This is a genomic window from Sinomicrobium kalidii, from assembly GCF_021183825.1.
In the GTDB taxonomy this organism is placed as follows: Bacteria; Bacteroidota; Bacteroidia; order Flavobacteriales; family Flavobacteriaceae; genus Sinomicrobium; species Sinomicrobium kalidii.
In genome coordinates, this window is the sequence record NZ_CP089211.1 from 446,055 (window position 1) to 462,882 (window position 16,828).

A 16,828-nucleotide genomic window follows, 5' to 3' on the forward strand; every position below is an offset into this window, starting at 1 on the left:
GGGCACTATCTTCTGCCCGAATAGGTCATTGCTTCTCCTTTACCAAAGCTATAGCTTATACCCAAAGTGAAAAAGCGGCCTCTTTTGGAGAAATCATAGACGGAAAAGTCCTCCTGGTACACGTAAGACTCCCGTATTCTGGAGGCAAAAATATCACGTACTCCCATGTTGACTATGGTCTTCCCGTTCCAAAGCCTCTTCCTTATCCCGACATCGGCAAAGGCAAAACCGGAAACTTCACCCTGGACCGTAGGATAGCCAGACTCATAATTTCCGGTAAGTTCGAGGTCAAAATCGGCCGGAAGCTTGATCTTTGAATTCAGCCGCAACGACCACTGGTCGCCGCTAAAATCGAAGTTCTGTTCCTCATAGTTTCCTTCGCGCTGAAAGAATCCGTAATTAAAATCCCCACTCAGTGTAATTATTCTTACCGGAGTGTATTTACCGTTGATCTCCAGCCCGGTCTTCCGGTTGGTCCCGATATTCATCGGCATGGTTATATTGACATTGTTTTCGAATGTCGACACCCGCTCTACCACATCGGTGGTATAGAGATGGTAAACGCTGCTGTTCAGCGATGCCTTTTCAAAAATAAAAATACCGGTGATCTCATAGGAATCTGCAAATTCGGGCTGCAAATCGGGATTTCCTCTCCGGACGTTATAGTTGTTCCTGATGTTGAAAAAGGGATTGAGGTCCCACAGTCGCGGCCTTGAAATTCTCCTGGTATAGCCCAGTTGCAGGGAATGGTTGTCAGAAAGTTTATAAGAGGTATGAGCCGAAGGGAAAAAATTGGTATAATTCTGCTCATTTTCTTCGTTTGTGCCCGTGAGTAAGGTATTGAGGTCCGTATTTTCCATTCTCAGGCCAAGCTTAACCCCGAATTTTTCACCTTCATATGCTCCGGTTCCGTAGAACCCCAGAACTTTCTGTTTGTATTCAAAATTATTGGTGAGGCTCTCATCTGCAATCCACTCATCATTTTCCAGGTTGAACACGGCATATTCATTCCCTACATTGTTAATTTCGTATGCCGCACCGGTCTCCAGGGTAAATTGTTCTGAAAACGGGTTGGTATAGTCCAGTTTAAATACAAAATCGTGCTGGTAAAAGTCCGTAGCGGTACGCTGGTCCGGGTCGGCCCCAGAGCCTACTGTCGGAGTATTGGTAAATTCGGACGACTGATCCTTGCCAAAAAAGCTCCCCAGGGTACTGAACAACAACACGTGGTCTTCATTATTCCTGAACTGTTTTTTGTACTGCAGGTCATACTGATACTTGGGGTTATTGGCCGTTGTATTTTCGTCCCTCAAATATTCGGATGTAAGCACGTCTTCGGCATTGAAAAAGCCAAGCGTCGTTTCCGAAGGCTGGTCTTCCTTTTCATAAGCAAAGTTCCCGGACAGGGTCAATGTGTTATAGTCATTAATGTAATAGTCTGTCCCCAGTGTGATATTAAAAAAGGCCTCGTTCCGGTATTCTGTTCCGTTACTCCGTACTTCAGTATTGTCCAGTAAGTTACTGTTGATACTTTCATTGTCACTGGGCAGCGAACGATACCCTGCGCCAAACTGTGTAAAAAAATTGAAGTTATCCGTTCTCCTGTTCAGGCTTACCCCTATACTGTGGTTGTCCGGCGTCCCCGTATTGGCCGATACCGAACCGTTAAATCCCTTTTTCTCCTCTTTTTTCAGGATAATATTCAGAATCCCGGAAGTCCCTTCCGCTTCATACTTGGCCGAAGGATTGGTAATCACCTCTATACTTTCGATCATATCGGCCGTTATTGTGCCCAGGGCATTGCTTTGCTCGTCGGCCAGAACGGAAGGTTTGCCGTTAATCAGTATCTGAACCCCGGTATTTCCCCGAAGGCTGATCTCCCCTTCAATACTTACATTAACGGAAGGTACGTTGTTCAGGACATCCATCGCTCCGGCCCCGGTACTGCTGATATCGGACCCCACATTGAAGACCCGTTTATCGAGTTTGAATTCCACCGTAGAACGCTCCCCCTCTATCACTACCTCGTCCAGGGCCTCGGCATCCGGGGACAACGTTATTTCCCCGAGGTCAATGGTTTGTCTCGTATCAAAATCTCTGACCGTTTTATTCTGATACCCCATAAAACTGATCTCGACAAGAAAATCTGCTGCTGTCGTAGACACCTCAAAATCACCGTTTTCATCTGTAGTTGTTCCGGTGACCCTGGTACCCGACGAAACTTCTGTGATCACCACCGTGGCATACGGGAGTACATCCCGGTTGGCAGCATCTACAATCGTTCCGGTGACCGTTTTGCGCTCCTGGGCCATAAGAAAATGGCCGGAGCACAATAAAATTCCGGACAATGCGATTTTCAGTAAACTTTTCATATGCATTTTTTTGACTTTTTCACTTACAAAGAGACATATGAAATCATAAACAAACAACAAAGACCGGGTGAACGGCAATTTTTGTCCAGTGAACGACATATCCGTCGTCTTCCCGCAACCGTTTCTAAAAAAAATGATAAAAACACAACAGGTCAGGTTCCCGCTTATGCAGGTCAGGGGATTAATTCTGCCGTTCGGAGGTTAAGCTTCGGTAAACCGGCCGGAAATCCTATTTTTATAGTATGAAATTACCCTTCAGGATATCCAGGCCACTGTTTTACGAAATCCTTTTCCAGGTACTTTTACTGGGGATGGTCTTTATCTTTTATTCGCTGGACCGGGTGGGCGACAGGATCGAAACACAAATAGAGGGCTATGAGATCGCGTTCTTTCTGAACTATGTTCTTGCCGCATTTGTGATCAATTACCTCCTGCTTCCCAGATACCTTTACCGGAAAAAATACTGGCATTTTTTCTCCTATATGCTGGTCCTGATCGGCGTGGTTATTTTTATAGAAGAGGGGATTATTGAAAAAATCTATTTTCCCACTACCCGGGGGACCAGTTTCCCGGGAGTCTTTTACAATCTTTTGAATGCCATGCCCACGATAACCATTCTGGCCGGTTTTAAATTTGCATGGGATGCCCTGAAAAAACAGCGCGAACTGGACGATCTCAAAAATGCGGTGAAGGAAAGTGAATTACAGTTCCTGAGGTCACAGATCAATCCGCATTTCCTGTTCAACAACTTAAACAACCTGTATTCCTATGCGCTGGAAGGCTCTCCGAAAACCCCGGAAATTATCCTGGAATTATCATCGGTGCTCCGGTATATACTGTATGAATGCAAAACGGAATACGTATCTTTGGAAAAGGAAATTCAACACCTGAAGGACTTTGTAAAATTGAGTGAACTGCAACTGGAAGATCGTTCAAAGATCGATCTTTCCTGCGGACCTGTTGATTCCGGCTTTTTTGTGGCCCCGCTTGTATTTCCGGTGTTCATTGAAAATGCATTCAAGCACAGCATGTCCAGTCAGAGTGAAAATATCCAGATATCCATCAATATCTTTATGAAGGAAAACATACTGCATTTCCGGTGTACAAACTCCTTTTCCGAAGCATCCAATATCAAGAGCCTTTCCAGTGGCATCGGGCTGGATAATGTTAAACGAAGGCTCCAGTTATTGTACCCCAAATCACATGAACTCCGTATCGGAAAAGAGGATGGGAAATACGAGGTTTTTCTTAAAATAAAGCTCCATAAACGAAACAAAAGATGAATTGTATCATAATCGAAGACCAGGCTCCTGCACAGCGTATCCTGAAAAAATACATCCGGGATCTGGGCACTTTGGAACTGAAAGCGGGTTTTTCCGACCCGATCGCGGCACTGGACTATTTGAAATCTGAAAAAACCGACCTGATCTTTCTGGATATCCACTTACCCAAAATATCGGGTATCGATTTTTTGACCACCTTAAAACACCCGCCAAAAGTGATCATTACCACGGCATTTTCCGACTATGCCGTAAGAAGTTACGAGTTTGATGTAGTGGATTATCTCTTGAAACCATTTTCTTTTGAACGGTTTGTCAAGGCCGTCAACAAAGCCATGCCTCCCCCGTCCCGTTCCGCAAAAAATGCGAAGCACGGAAAGGGAAAGGATTTTTTTATAAAGTCAGGTTATGAATATTACAAAGTGAACAGCAGTGATATCATTTATATCGGATCGGATATGGACTATACCGAACTGTATTTACCGGACTGCAAGCACCTAACCACAGAAACACTGCAAAACTGGGAAGAGAAATTAAAAGACCAGGACTTTTACCGGGTCCATAAATCCTTCCTTGTAAATTTATCAAAGGTCAGGAAAATTTCGGGTAACCGGATATCTCTCGAAGGCAATCATAAAGTGCCCATCGGCAGGTCGTATAAAGACACCTTTATTTCCCGATTCCTGAAATAAATCCCTGCCGGAAAACGATTACCAGAATTAAAAGTATTATTGTAACTTTCCGCAGCAATCCATTTCTGTAAAATCAAAAAAAATCATGCTATGAAGAAGTTTTCGCGTTCATATTTCAGCCGGTGGTATATTCCCGTAGCAGCATGTATCGCGATCAGTGCCATTGCCTGTTCTACAAAAAACAAGGACAACGCCCCCGGAACTATTGTACCCGACAAAAACAATGCGGAACTGAAACTGCCCGAAGGATTCGGGGCGCTGAAAGTAGCCGACAGTATCGGTGAAGCCCGGCACCTTGTGGTAAACAGGAACGGCGATATCCTCGTAAAACTGAACAGGACCAGGGACGGAAAGGGGATCATTATCCTTTCCGATAAGGATAAAGACGGCAGGGCCGACAGCAATACGGGCTTCGGAGATTACGGCGGAACCGGGATCGCATTAAAGGGCAATTACCTTTATGCCTCATCCAATTCATCGGTGTTCCGTTATCCGCTGGATGAAAACGGCCTGCCGGAAAAAACAAATGCGCCGGACACTATTGTTTACGGCCTCATTGACCGGCGTCAGCACAATTCAAAATCCATTATCCTGGATGATAACGATAATATTTACGTGAATATCGGAGCCTATTCCAATGCCTGCCAGGAACGGGACCGGACCAAGGATTCCCCCGGAATGTACCCCTGCCCCATTTTGGATTCTGCCGGAGGTATCTGGCAGTTTAAGGCCAATGCCCTGAAACAATCCTACGGTCAGGGCACACGGTACGCTACCGGGCTCCGGAATGTTGTGGGGCTGGACTGGAACAGGCAGGACCAGTCACTGTATGTTATGCAGCACGGCCGGGACAACCTGCACGACCTGTTCCCGGAACTCTATGACGTCAGGGCTTCCGCCGAATTACCGGCCGAGGCCCTCTATAAAATCGAAAAAGGCGATGATGCCGGTTGGCCGTACATCTATTACGACCAAATACAGGAGAAAAACATATTAAGCCCCGAATACGGAGGGGACGGAAAAAAAGTTCCGGAAGAAGGCAAAGGGAAAAATGCCATTGACCCCATTGTGGCCTTTCCCGGACATATGGCCCCCAACGGGCTTTTGTTCTACACGGGGTCCATGTTCCCTGAAAAATACAAAAACGGTGCTTTCGTGGCTTTTCACGGTTCGTGGAACAGGGCCCCGGAAGAACAGGAAGGTTTTATGGTAGCTTTTGTTCCCTTCAAGGGTGGAAAACCTTCCGGGGACTGGGAAGTTTTTGCCGGGGGCTTTGCCGGAGAAGGGCCTATCATGTCTCCCGGAGATGCCGAACACAGGCCCTGCGGACTGGCACAGGGCCCCGACGGTTCGCTGTACGTCTCAGATGACGCCAATGGCACCATTTACAGGATAATATACAATGCCGAATAATACATAACATGAAACACGTTCTTGCTTTAAGTGTTTGTTTTCTCCTTTCCCTTGTCGTCACATCCTGTAAAAACGGGACACAAAAGGAAGAAAATACCGGAGGTACGAAAACAGCGGTAACCACGGAAAAGCCGATTCCCGTAAAACAGGCGGAGGCCGCATATCCGGAAGGTGAAAAAGTATACAAACAATACTGTGCGACATGCCACCAGGCCAACGGCAGCGGCGTGCCCAACCTTAACCCGCCACTCCGTGAAACGACATATGTAACGGGAGACAAAACCGAACTCATACGGATTATTATTAACGGTTCGGATGCAGGGCTGGAGGTTAACGGGCAGACCTACGCCAATGTAATGCCTCCCCACGATTTTTTAAGTGACCGGCAAATAGCACAGTTGCTTTCCTATATCCGGAACAGCTTTGGCAATACCGCAACACCCGTAGCTGAAAAGGAAGTCAAAGTCATAAGGGAAAATACAAACGGGTAAATACATTCACTGCTAAGCAAAAGGGTGTGATACGGTTTGTAAAACAACCCGGAAAAACAGACTGTTTATTTATCGAATATATAAAAAAGTAAGTTATGAAATATAGAAAATTAGGAACTACCGACCTTAACCTATCCGCAGTAACTTTTGGCGCCTGGGCAGCCGGAGGATGGATGTGGGGCGGTACGGAACGACAGGATGCCGTAGATGCCATAAAAGCTTCTTACGATATGGGCGTAACCTCTATAGACACCGCTCCCATTTACGGGCAGGGCACCAGTGAGGAAATTGTGGGTGAGGCTATTAAGGATATTCCCCGTGACAAAGTACAGATCCTCACCAAATACGGTATGCGCTGGGACCTGACCAAAGGAGACTTTGCCTTTCACAGCCAGAATAATGAGGGGGAGGATATCGATATTTATAAATATGCAGGGAAGGAAAGCATTATCAAGGAATGTGAGGACAGCCTGAAAAGACTGGGCACCGATTATATAGACCTGTACCAGATCCACTGGCCTGACGTTACAACACCCATCCAGGAAACCATGGAAGCTGTGGAAAAGCTTATAGAGCAGGGTAAGGTTCGCCATGCCGGTGTATGCAATTACAATGCGGAACAAATGGCAGAAGCCGAAAAATATATTCTACTGGCTTCCAACCAGGTGCCTTACAGTATGGTTAAAAGAGGAATTGAAGATGAGGTTGTTCCCTACTGTCTGGAACATCAAAAAGGCATCCTGGCTTATAGTCCGCTGGAACGCGGTTTGCTCACCGGGAAATTAAAACCCGGACACGAATTCGCCCCGGGCGACCACCGGGCATCCAATCCCTATTTCAAGGATGTCAACCTTACGCGGACAAATGATTTTCTGCAAAGCATCAAACCGATTGCAGATGATAAGGGACTGACCCTGGGGCAACTGGTGATCTTATGGACCCTGGAACAACCCGGTATCACCATTACCCTGGTAGGCGCCAGGAATAAGGCCCAGGCCGTACAGAATGCCGCGGCCACTGAAAAAATGTTATCCGAAAGTGAAATTTCAGAAATTACGGAAAAACTCAACCGGGTAGAACTGGAATTGTAATTTTCCTTTTTCTCCTTCTGTGAAAAAACATCCCCGAAATGTCACGTTCAGTTTATTTCCGGGATGTTTTTTTATTTATACAAGGTTATTATCAACAACCGGAAAACTTGCCTGACTCAAAAGTTCCTCATAGCTTTGTTTAACATCCCTGTTACTCATAATCCTAAAACCAGCGGAGCATGAAATACCTCACCATTAAACCGTCCGGAAAACTGTACGCTTACATACGGTGCTACTGGATTTATGAGGATAGTGTATCCGGGAAAGGGCCGTTTATTCACAGGACAATGGCCAGCCCCGCTCCCGAACTCCTGTTTCACTACAAGGGGACCTTTAAGGAAATGACGCCTTACGGGGCCTCCGGCAATTACTTCCTGACCGGTATCCATGCACAAACCGACAATATAAGGCGTTTCGGGATTCACTCCGATTTCGGGATTTTCGGAATCTCTCTTCAACCTTATGCTATTCCCGTACTCTTCGGGGTTTCGTCATTGGAGATCAAAAATCAGGTACCCGACCTGGTCACGTTACTCGGACAGGAAGGAAAAGTGTTGGAAGAAAAAATGATGACAGCCGAAAACAACGTCCGGCGCTTACATATCATAAACCGTTTTTTTGAACAACGCCTGTCCGAATTCGAAAGACCGGAAGTTGTTCACGCGGCACAAAGCATTCAGCACCATCGTGGCGCGGTACACCTGAAAAAACTGAAAGGGCAGTACGGATTGTCGGAAAGGCAACTGGAACGCAAGTTTAAAGAACACATAGGCTTCTCCCTTAAAACCTTTTCGAGGATCGTGCGTTTTGAATCCCTGCTCAATAGCTATGGAATGAAAAACACGACCCTGACACAAATGGCCCATGATTTCGGGTATTATGACCAGGCCCATTTCATACATGAATTCAAACAGTTTTCGGGGTACAATCCCAAAACCTATTTTTCAGGAAAGGCCAATGAAGCTTTTTATGCGCCCTGAAATACGGAAACTGTCGTTTTTTTCCAATTTTCAGAATTTTTTACAGTGTAATTTTGATCAAAAATCGTTAACATGGAAGCAACGTCAATTATCCCCTGCCTTACCTATAAAAAACCGGAAAAAGCAATAGAATGGCTTGAAGAAGCATTCGGTTTTAAGGCACATGAAGTTTACAGGGAGAACGGAAAGGTCATACATGCCGAATTAAAACTCGGCAATACCATGATCATGCTGGGAGAACACAACGGGCCGGGCCCGTATAAAAAACTCATTATTCATCCCGACGATACCGAAGGCCGTTCCACGCAAAGTCCCTACGTAATTATAAATAATGTAAGGGAACATTATGAGAACGCTGTAAAAAAGGGTGCGAAAATAGCGCTTGATTTCAAGGTCCAGGAGTATGGAGGAGAAAGTTACTCTTGTAATGATCCGGAAGGCCACCTGTGGAATTTCGGTTCTTATGACCCCTTTGCGGAAGAACAGTCTGCCCTGATCGAAGAAGTTAGAAAAACAGAAGACGAATGGAATAAATACATAGCGGCCAACGATGTGAAAAAAATGGAGCAATTTATGGATAGCGATTGGTGTATTGTGGGAACACAGGGCATTACTACCAAACAACAGTTCCTCCGTTCGGTTAAGAGCGGGGACCTTGTACACACCAAAATGGCCTTTGAGACCAAAATGGTAAATATAAAGGGAACTACCGCTACCATCACCCAACTCGGAACAAGTGAAGGAAAGTACAAAGGCAAGGTATTCAGCTTTTTCGAATGGTCTACCACCATCATGTTAAAGAACAACGGGAAATGGAAAGCCATATTCACCACCCTGATCCCCGCAGAACACTAAGTCTTCATAAAAAATATAAATAAAAGGTGTAATTTTTTAATAACCTGTAAGACCAATCCCGAAGGCTTCCCTTTATTTCTTACTGCGTTTTATTTCTTCTGTACGTTCCCTGACTTCACGGATGAGTAAAGGTAATGCGGGTTGCACCATATTATGTCCGTAGCCATCCAGTTCGTATAAGCGCGTGTCTTTGTGCCCGACAAGTTCCATCATTCGCCGGAGATAGGCATTTTCCTCGTACCGCCCCAACATTTCCTTCTCCCGGTCACCCGTGATAAGCAACATGGGCGGGGCATCGGGACGAACGTGATACAGGGGTGCATATTCGTCTATGACAGGTTGTACATTCTCAACACCGTTTTCCTTTCGCACATTGAAATGCGTGATGGCCTGTCCGCTAAACGGTATAAGGCCTGCTATCCGATCGGCATCTATTCCGTGAGGTTTCAGGTATTTCTTATCCAGACCCGTCATCATGGTCAGGTATCCGCCTGCCGAATGCCCGGAAACAAAAATAAGGCCGGGATCACCTCCATAGGTTTCGATATGCTTAAAAACCCATGCAATAGCTGCTGCCGCGTCCTTGATACACTGCACCGATTTTACTCCGGGCGAAAGCCGGTACCCTACACCGATAACAGCAAACCCCTTGTTTTTGAGTTCTTCGGGGATCTCCTTATTTCCCTGGGTAAGTCCACCGCCGTGAAACCATATGATTGCCGGATAATTTTTAAGATTCTGCGGATAGTGAATGTCTAACCTGCACATTTTATCAGCATAAGCATCATTATTATTCAGGGAATCAACGTAATATAAAATATCCGTTTCTGTCCTGTAAACGTCCTGGGAGAATACGGTAAATCCCGTAAGGAACAACAAAAGGGTGCAACATTTCCTTTGTAATGGTTTTGAGAGTACTATAGTTATCATTATATCTGAAATTTAGAACAGGTTTTTCCCTGATGTCAAATCAAAAAGACACAGGAGGTATTTTACCTTCTTTATACCTCCTGCAATTTACACATCATTACTGTTTGTTTCCCTACCGGACCACTATTTTTCTTGAAAACACCCTGTTTGTGATGATGCTCTTATGAAACAAAAACAATTTAAGTGTTCTTGGAAAGAACTGCCCATAAGGCAAATACGGAGATAACGATCCAGAGCAGACATCCCATCAGAAAAAGTCTGCCCCCTACTTGGCCGACGGTCTTCCCGGTAAGCCCGCATCCTATGAGAAAAAGGGTAAGCGTAAGTCCGGACTTGGATATGTCCAGAATATAGGGACTGATATTCCGGATGAAAGGGACATAACTGTTGAGCAGCATGGCCAGGACAAACAGCCCTATAAAGTATGGGATCTTTACTTTGCCGCCTCCCGTCCTGAACATTACGGAAGACATCAGGGCTACAGGGACGATCCACAACGCCCGGGCCAGCTTTACGGTAGTGGCCACTTCAAGGGCTTCCATACCATATTTTGCCGCTACACCTACAACCGAACTGGTATCGTGAACAGCCACAGCACTCCAAAGACCGAAATCATTCTGGGACAAACCGAAAAAATGACCTATTGACGGAAACAGGAACAGGGCCAGGGAATTAAGGATAAAAACCACACCCAGCGCCACAGACATCTGTTTTTCCCCGGCTTGTACAACAGGTGCTATGGCAGCGATGGCACTCCCCCCGCAAATGGCCGTACCGACCGATATCAGGAATGCCGTCTTTTTTTCAATCTTCAATATCCTGTATAATACAACACCCAGGATCAATGTTCCTGCAATGGAACCCGTGGTGAGCAGCATCCCTTCTTTTCCGGCATTTAAAGCATTGTTTACGTGCATGCCAAACCCCAGTCCCACCACAGATAGCTGTAGTAAAAATTGTGACGCCCGGTGATTGAGATGTATATACGGGTGCCCCACAACCTGTGCCGTCACCACTCCGAGGAGCAGGGCAACGGGCGGAGAAACTGCCGGAGCGAGGCAAAGAAAAACAAGGGCGATAAATACAACTTCACGGATACTGACATTTTTATCAAGAATGTTTTTGACGGTGCCTGTTACGGCATGTATCCCTTTTTTTGATTTCCGGTACATGATCAAAGGTTTTACCCTGCAAAATTCCTTTTTCTGCCGGAACCCTGGAAATCACTTTTGGGAATGCGGTATTACCTGTAGTTATAACGCCGGGCAAAATCCATAAAAAGATCAGTCAGCAGATCGGTTTTTCCCTGTAACCGGACAAAATAAAAGGACCGTTCTATTTCCAGTCCTTTTACATCAATAATGCAACAGGTATTGTTCCGGAGTTCATTCAATATGGCATACACGGAGAGAAATGCCAGGCATTCCGAATGTATCAGGTATAACTTTATGCTTTCACTGCTGGTCAGTTGTATGGCAATATTAAGGTCTGCCATTTTAATCTTTAGTGTTTCAAGGGCATGTGCTATAACATCACGTGTACCCGAGCCGGGTTCGCGAATCAATAAGGGATGTTGCGGTAATATTTCCGGATCAACTGTTCCCGTCTTTGCCAAAGGGTGGTTCGTGGCAGCAGTCAATACAATTTCATCACGGATAAAAGGGGTATATTTTAATCCCGGCGATTTGGAGTATCCTTCGGTAACACCAAGATCGATCTCTTTCTCTTTCACCAATTTTTCTATCCATTCGGTATTTCCCACCCGCAGTTCAATATTCACGTCCGGATATTTTTCCCGGAAAGCAGGAAGTACCCGAGGTAAGATATAATTGGCTATGGTGGTGCTGGCACCGATACGCAGTTTTCCCACGTGCTCTCCCGACAGGGCGTGCAGGTCGGTTTCCAGTTTCCGGTAAATCCCGAATATCTCTTCTGTACTTTTCAACAGCAATTCCCCGCCATAGGTGAGCTGTATTTTCGTACCATTGCGCTCAAACAGCTGTATGCCGTATGCATCTTCCAAAGCTTTTACGTGTTTGGTCACCGCGGGCTGTGAAATATAAAGTTCGCGAGCTGCACGGGTAAAATTAAGGCGTTTGGCCACAGTGTGAAAAACCTTTAAACGAAAGTCGAGCATGATGTAAAAATAGGAATTAAAATCGGCCTGCCGGTTATTGGTTATTTATCATTTTTTCACAAATTATCCGCAGGATCCACGCTCTTTCGCAGCTCGACTTTTATGCTTTTCCCTTAATTTTATCCTAAACATCAGGCTTATGTGGACGGAAAGTTTAACTTTGCATACAAACCCATTAAAATATTAGATGAATGAAAAAGATCGGCGTATTAATTTTTATGGCACTTGTTGCTGTTGCCTGCGGCAATCAGAACAAAGACAGCTACACGATTACCGTAAAAATGGACGGTGTTGAAGATGGCAAACAGGTGTTCATGAAAAAGGCAGATGAAAACAATCAACCTGTTGATGTGGATTCTACCAAAGTAACAAACGGGGAATTCAGTTTTACGGGAAGTGCAGACACTCCGCAAATACATTATATTATAGTAGATGGCATAGGTAATATCCCGGTTATCGTCGAAAACGGAGATATTGAAATAGAAGCCTATAAAGACAGTATCAACTTCTCTAAAATGGGAGGTACGCCATCCAATGACGATTTTTACGGTTTTATCTCCGGCACACGTGGTATAGGGGAAAAAATAAATGCTTTGCGTCAGCAAATGATGAAAGCTTCCCAGCAAAGGGATACGGTAACCATAGCTACCCTGCAGGAAGCATATGCCGACATCCAGGAAGAAGCCAAGGCTTATGAAGTACAGTTTGTAAATGAGAATCCGGATTCCTATATATCTGCCCTGGTTTTAGAGAAAATGCTCCTCTCCAAATCACAGACTCCGGAAAAGATCAAAGAACTCTTTTCCACACTCTCTGAAGAAGTTAAAAAGACCAAGGTAGCCCAAAGGATCTCTTCCCGCATGGAAGAGGAGTCCAAAGTATCTGTAGGTGCCATAGCCCCGGATTTTTCCGCTCCGACCCCAGAAGGCGAAACCCTGGCCCTTAACGATGTGAAAGGAAAAGTGACCATTATCGATTTCTGGGCAGCATGGTGTAAGCCCTGCCGGGCCCAGAACCCTCATGTAGTTTCCCTGTACAACAAATATAAAGAACAGGGACTCAGCATTATCGGGGTTTCCCTGGACAAAAAGAAAGAAGACTGGGAAAAGGCCATCGAAGAAGATCAGCTTCCCTGGCACCACGTATCCAACCTGAAGTTCTGGCAAGACCCTGTAGCCCAGATGTATAATGTACGGGCCATCCCTGCCACTTTCATTCTGGATGCAGAAGGCAAGATCGTGGCCAAGAACCTTCGCGGAGAAGAGCTCGATGCCAAATTGGCGGAGCTTTTCGAAATGTAAAAAACAAGAATATCATCCCAAAAAACAGGCTGTCCGAAGAAAGACAGCCTGTTTTTTTATATCATTGCATCTGGATTTAGCTTAACATCAGTATAAAATAACCGCCAGTTCTTTCGCTCCCTGTGCCCCTTTTACCAGGGTTTGTTCAATGTCAGCGGTTTTGGACGGACCTGCCATGAACAACCCGAAACCAAATGCTTCCTGTTCTTCTATTATATCATAAGCCTCGTGCATGGTGGGCACCAATGCTTTCCGGGAAAGCAAGATCACAAGTTTCTCGGGAATAAAAGCGAGAATACGGGATGTGAGTTCTTTATCCGTCAACCACAACGCGGCATTTTCCACCACCCCGAAAGAAGCTTCCGCAACAAATACCCCCGGGATATTGTTCTTGTCAAAAGGAATCTGCTCATCAAAAGTCAAGGGATACTGATCCCGGAGTCCCGGTACCGAGGATTGAATTGTTGCCCCGTCACTCCATTCTTCTATAATCCCGGTCAGGTTGTCCTGTTCTCCCAAAAAGATTTTTGTCCCCGAAGTTTCCGATGTGCGGACAAAATCTTCAAGCAATACTTTTTTATCATAAGAAAGGGCTATTTCAGGCCGCGATAACGGGGCGCCCGATACTTTTTTTAAACTGCCGAGTATTCTTTCTTTACTGCTCATCGGTTCTCTGCTTGTTATTATATCCTTTGGACAGGTATATTTATTTCTCCCGTTTCTTATACCAGTGCCGGAAGCTTTCGTCGGGGACATCCGGGAACACCCTGGCTTTCCCACCGTCTTTTTTAGTAATATTCCAGGGGTTAAGCCCCGATTGCAGGATACTTTTCGGCACCCACCGGAATATGCCGGTAGCCACTTTGTATTTCGTATGGCTGCGCAATACCGAACTTCCCGCCTGCATTCCCATTTTTTTAGACAACTCTGCCGAAGTATCTTCCGTAAGCCTCTGCCTCCACTCGTACAATAACCCGGCAAGGTCTATTTTCACGGGACAGACATTATTGCAGGAACCGCATAAAGTAGATGCAAAGGGGAGGTCTTTATTCCTTTCTTTACCGTAAAATGGTGCCAGTACGCTCCCGATGGGACCGGGAACCGTATGGTGGTAGGAATGCCCGCCGGAACGCCTGTAAACCGGACATGTGTTCATACAGGCACCACAGCGGATACACCGCATGGCCTGCCGGAAGTCCGTTTCGGCATAAATATCGGTACGCTTATTGTTGACAATGATAATATGTTGTTTCGTATCCGGTCTGGGTTTCCTGTAGTGCGAGGTAAAAATAGTGACCGGCTGCCCTGTGGCTGAACGGGCGAGCAGGCGTATAAAAACAGCCAGTTCCTTATGGCCGGGCACGAGTTTCTCCAGTCCCATACAGTGGATCACCGTTTTTTTACTGTGAACCCCCATATCCGCATTTCCTTCATTAGTGCACACCACTACCGTACCGCTTTCCGCCACCCCGAAGTTCACTCCGGTTATTGCCGCATCGGCGGCCATAAAATCCTTCCGCAATGCTTCACGGGCCGCACCCGTTAGATACGCCGGATCGGCATTCCCCTTCTCCGTCTGCATTTTTTCGTGAAAAGTATCGCTTACCTCTTCTTTTTTCAGGTGAATGGCCGGCACTACAATATGACTCGGGTGTTCCTTACGAAGCTGGACTATCCGTTCTCCCAGGTCGGTATCCACTACGCTAAAACCCTCTTTTTCCAGGTAAGGGTTCAGGCCGCATTCTTCGGTGAGCATGGATTTACTTTTCACGACCGACCTGGCCTTATTTTCCCGGAGTATCCGGGCCGTTATTTCCCGCATTTCGGCATCATCCCATGCCCAGTGTACCTGTATCCCGTTGCGCTGTGCATTTTCTTCGAACGTTTGCAGGTATTCCGGCAGGCGCGACAAGGTATGGTCTTTGATCGCCGCGGCCGTACTCCGCAGCTTCTCCCAGTCTTCTATACCATCCCGTTGCTTGTCGCGCTTGGCGCGTAAAAACCACAATGCTTCATTGTGCCAGTCCGTCTTTTCGGATGTGGTTATAAATTCTTTGCTCAGGTTTGCATGTCTTCCTTTCATGATTCCGTCGGTTAATCGGTTGGTTTGCCAGTTCGGGCTTGGCTATGGTCCGAATATATTCCTCTACTCCTCCGAGTTGAGAAGTTCAGCTATGTGCATTACCTTCATAGGGCTTTCTTCTGCCCGGAACACACCTTCCAGGTGCATAAGGCAGGACATATCCGTTGCCGTTACATATTCGACCCCGGCAGCAGACATCCCCTGCATTTTGTCGCTTCCCATCTTTACGGAGACTGCAGATTCAAACACCGCAAAGCTACCGCCAAAGCCACAGCATTCATCTGCCCTCGGCGGAACAACAAGATCCAGTCCGTCTACGGCAGCAAGCACTTTTTCTATTTTGGAATAATGGGGTATTTTTAGCTCCGAGGGCGTCCCCAGGTTTAATCCCCTGAGTCCGTGACAGGACAGGTGCAACCCCACTTTATGCGGGAAAGAGGCACTCAGTTTTTCGGGCCCGATAACATCGTGAAGAAATTCAGTGAGCTCTCTCACCTTTGACAGTTCTTCTTCTCCTACCTGTGGTTTCAGCAGGTGATGCGTAAGGTGATAAGAACAACTGGCCGACGGTGTTACCAGGTAATCCACTTCGGGCAGGGCGTTGAGAAACGGCTTTTCAAAGTCGCGGGTCATTCGTTCATACCCGCTGTTAGCCATTGGCTGTCCGCAACACAAAGGGTCCTGTAGAAAAATAACGGTACAGCCCGTTTTTTCCAGCACCTCCAGCGTGTCTTTCCCCACTTTGGGGTATAACTGGTCTATATAACACGGTACAAACAGTCCTACGGTCATTACAATGCAGCTTTAAAATCAAATATTCGGGTCATCAGGCGCCATTTTTCCCCGGGCTTGCTACCGGGGATGGTCTGTTGGTATTTCCACATCAGTTTTTCCCATTCCTGTACTTTCAGATTCGAGGCATCCAGAAGCTCCTTCTGTTCAAAAGAAAAATCATCATCGGTCTCCATAATCATAAACAGGCGGTTTTGAATACGATATATTTCCATATCGATAACGCCGCTTTCGCATATGCTCTTCAGCACTTCGGGCCACACTTTCTCGTGATGGGCTTCGTACTCTGCGATCAGCCCTTCATCTTCTTTTAAATCTAAAGCTAAACAATACCGTTTCATTTTTTTAGAGTTCAGGATTCATAGTTTTTAATTTAAGGTTTTAGCTTTAAGTTTTAGTTTTCAGGTTATT

At 46.0% G+C, this 16,828-nt stretch carries 17 protein-coding genes; 9 read left to right on the forward strand and 8 right to left on the reverse strand.

Features of this window, described 5'->3' with window-relative positions; translation table 11 throughout:
• Window positions 1–5: 5 nt before the first annotated feature.
• Complete coding sequence (locus LS482_RS01625; RefSeq protein ID WP_233029997.1) at window positions 6–2,372, reverse strand: TonB-dependent receptor; 2,367 nt, start codon at window positions 2,370–2,372, stop codon at window positions 6–8.
• Between LS482_RS01625 and LS482_RS01630 the strand changes: the two genes are divergently transcribed.
• The 8 genes from LS482_RS01630 (at window position 2,373) to LS482_RS01665 (ending at window position 9,174) form a co-directional block, all read left to right on the forward strand.
• A complete protein-coding gene (locus LS482_RS01630) occupies window positions 2,373–2,618 on the forward strand; it encodes a hypothetical protein (protein ID WP_233029998.1) in 246 nt (81 codons plus the stop codon). It abuts the gene before it with no gap.
• Complete coding sequence (locus LS482_RS01635; protein WP_233029999.1) at window positions 2,615–3,655, forward strand: sensor histidine kinase; 1,041 nt, start codon at window positions 2,615–2,617, stop codon at window positions 3,653–3,655. Before LS482_RS01630 ends, LS482_RS01635 begins: the two co-directional genes overlap by 4 nt.
• On the forward strand, window positions 3,652–4,344 hold the full coding sequence (locus tag LS482_RS01640; RefSeq protein WP_233030000.1) for a LytR/AlgR family response regulator transcription factor: 693 nt from the start codon (window positions 3,652–3,654) through the stop codon (window positions 4,342–4,344). Before LS482_RS01635 ends, LS482_RS01640 begins: the two co-directional genes overlap by 4 nt.
• A 90-nt stretch (window positions 4,345–4,434) precedes the next feature.
• Window positions 4,435–5,757, forward strand: coding sequence for a PQQ-dependent sugar dehydrogenase (locus LS482_RS01645; RefSeq protein WP_233030001.1), 1,323 nt, complete (start codon window positions 4,435–4,437; stop codon window positions 5,755–5,757).
• 8 nt (window positions 5,758–5,765) lie between these two features.
• Window positions 5,766–6,248 (forward strand): c-type cytochrome, encoded by a 483-nt coding sequence (locus LS482_RS01650; protein ID WP_233030002.1) that lies wholly within the window; start codon window positions 5,766–5,768, stop codon window positions 6,246–6,248.
• A gap of 95 nt (window positions 6,249–6,343) precedes the next feature.
• Window positions 6,344–7,339 carry an aldo/keto reductase gene (locus LS482_RS01655; RefSeq protein WP_233030003.1) on the forward strand — a complete coding sequence of 332 codons (996 nt, stop codon included), beginning with the start codon at window positions 6,344–6,346 and terminating at the stop codon, window positions 7,337–7,339.
• Between the two features lie 179 nt (window positions 7,340–7,518).
• Entirely contained in the window at window positions 7,519–8,319 is an 801-nt protein-coding gene (locus tag LS482_RS01660; RefSeq protein WP_233030004.1) for a helix-turn-helix domain-containing protein, read from the forward strand.
• Between the two features lie 72 nt (window positions 8,320–8,391).
• Window positions 8,392–9,174: a DUF4440 domain-containing protein gene (locus tag LS482_RS01665; protein WP_233030005.1), complete on the forward strand. Its 783-nt coding sequence runs from the start codon at window positions 8,392–8,394 to the stop codon at window positions 9,172–9,174.
• Window positions 9,175–9,246: 72 nt separating this feature from the next.
• On the opposite strand, the gene LS482_RS01670 is transcribed toward LS482_RS01665, so the two are convergent.
• The 3 genes from LS482_RS01670 to LS482_RS01680 all read right to left on the reverse strand — a co-directional run bounded on the left by LS482_RS01670 (window position 9,247) and on the right by LS482_RS01680 (window position 12,241).
• Window positions 9,247–10,104 (reverse strand): alpha/beta hydrolase, encoded by an 858-nt coding sequence (locus LS482_RS01670; protein ID WP_233030006.1) that lies wholly within the window; start codon window positions 10,102–10,104, stop codon window positions 9,247–9,249.
• A 179-nt stretch (window positions 10,105–10,283) separates the two neighbouring features.
• Window positions 10,284–11,276, reverse strand: a complete 993-nt coding sequence (locus LS482_RS01675) for a YeiH family protein (RefSeq protein ID WP_233030007.1) — start codon at window positions 11,274–11,276, stop codon at window positions 10,284–10,286.
• A 71-nt stretch (window positions 11,277–11,347) separates the two neighbouring features.
• Window positions 11,348–12,241 (reverse strand): LysR family transcriptional regulator, encoded by an 894-nt coding sequence (locus LS482_RS01680; protein ID WP_233030008.1) that lies wholly within the window; start codon window positions 12,239–12,241, stop codon window positions 11,348–11,350.
• Between the two features lie 191 nt (window positions 12,242–12,432).
• Between LS482_RS01680 and LS482_RS01685 the strand changes: the two genes are divergently transcribed.
• The gene (locus LS482_RS01685; protein ID WP_233030009.1) at window positions 12,433–13,542 is read left to right on the forward strand and encodes a TlpA disulfide reductase family protein; all 1,110 of its coding nucleotides are present in this window, start codon (window positions 12,433–12,435) and stop codon (window positions 13,540–13,542) included.
• An 87-nt stretch (window positions 13,543–13,629) separates the two neighbouring features.
• On the opposite strand, the gene LS482_RS01690 is transcribed toward LS482_RS01685, so the two are convergent.
• The 4 genes from LS482_RS01690 to LS482_RS01705 all read right to left on the reverse strand — a co-directional run bounded on the left by LS482_RS01690 (window position 13,630) and on the right by LS482_RS01705 (window position 16,758).
• Window positions 13,630–14,208 (reverse strand): LutC/YkgG family protein, encoded by a 579-nt coding sequence (locus tag LS482_RS01690; protein ID WP_233030010.1) that lies wholly within the window; start codon window positions 14,206–14,208, stop codon window positions 13,630–13,632.
• A gap of 40 nt (window positions 14,209–14,248) precedes the next feature.
• On the reverse strand, window positions 14,249–15,625 hold the full coding sequence (locus LS482_RS01695; RefSeq protein ID WP_233030011.1) for a lactate utilization protein B: 1,377 nt from the start codon (window positions 15,623–15,625) through the stop codon (window positions 14,249–14,251).
• 63 nt (window positions 15,626–15,688) lie between these two features.
• Complete coding sequence (locus LS482_RS01700; RefSeq protein WP_233030012.1) at window positions 15,689–16,417, reverse strand: (Fe-S)-binding protein; 729 nt, start codon at window positions 16,415–16,417, stop codon at window positions 15,689–15,691.
• Window positions 16,417–16,758, reverse strand: coding sequence for an L-rhamnose mutarotase (locus tag LS482_RS01705; RefSeq protein WP_233030013.1), 342 nt, complete (start codon window positions 16,756–16,758; stop codon window positions 16,417–16,419). Before LS482_RS01705 ends, LS482_RS01700 begins: the two co-directional genes overlap by 1 nt.
• Window positions 16,759–16,828 lie beyond the last annotated feature (70 nt).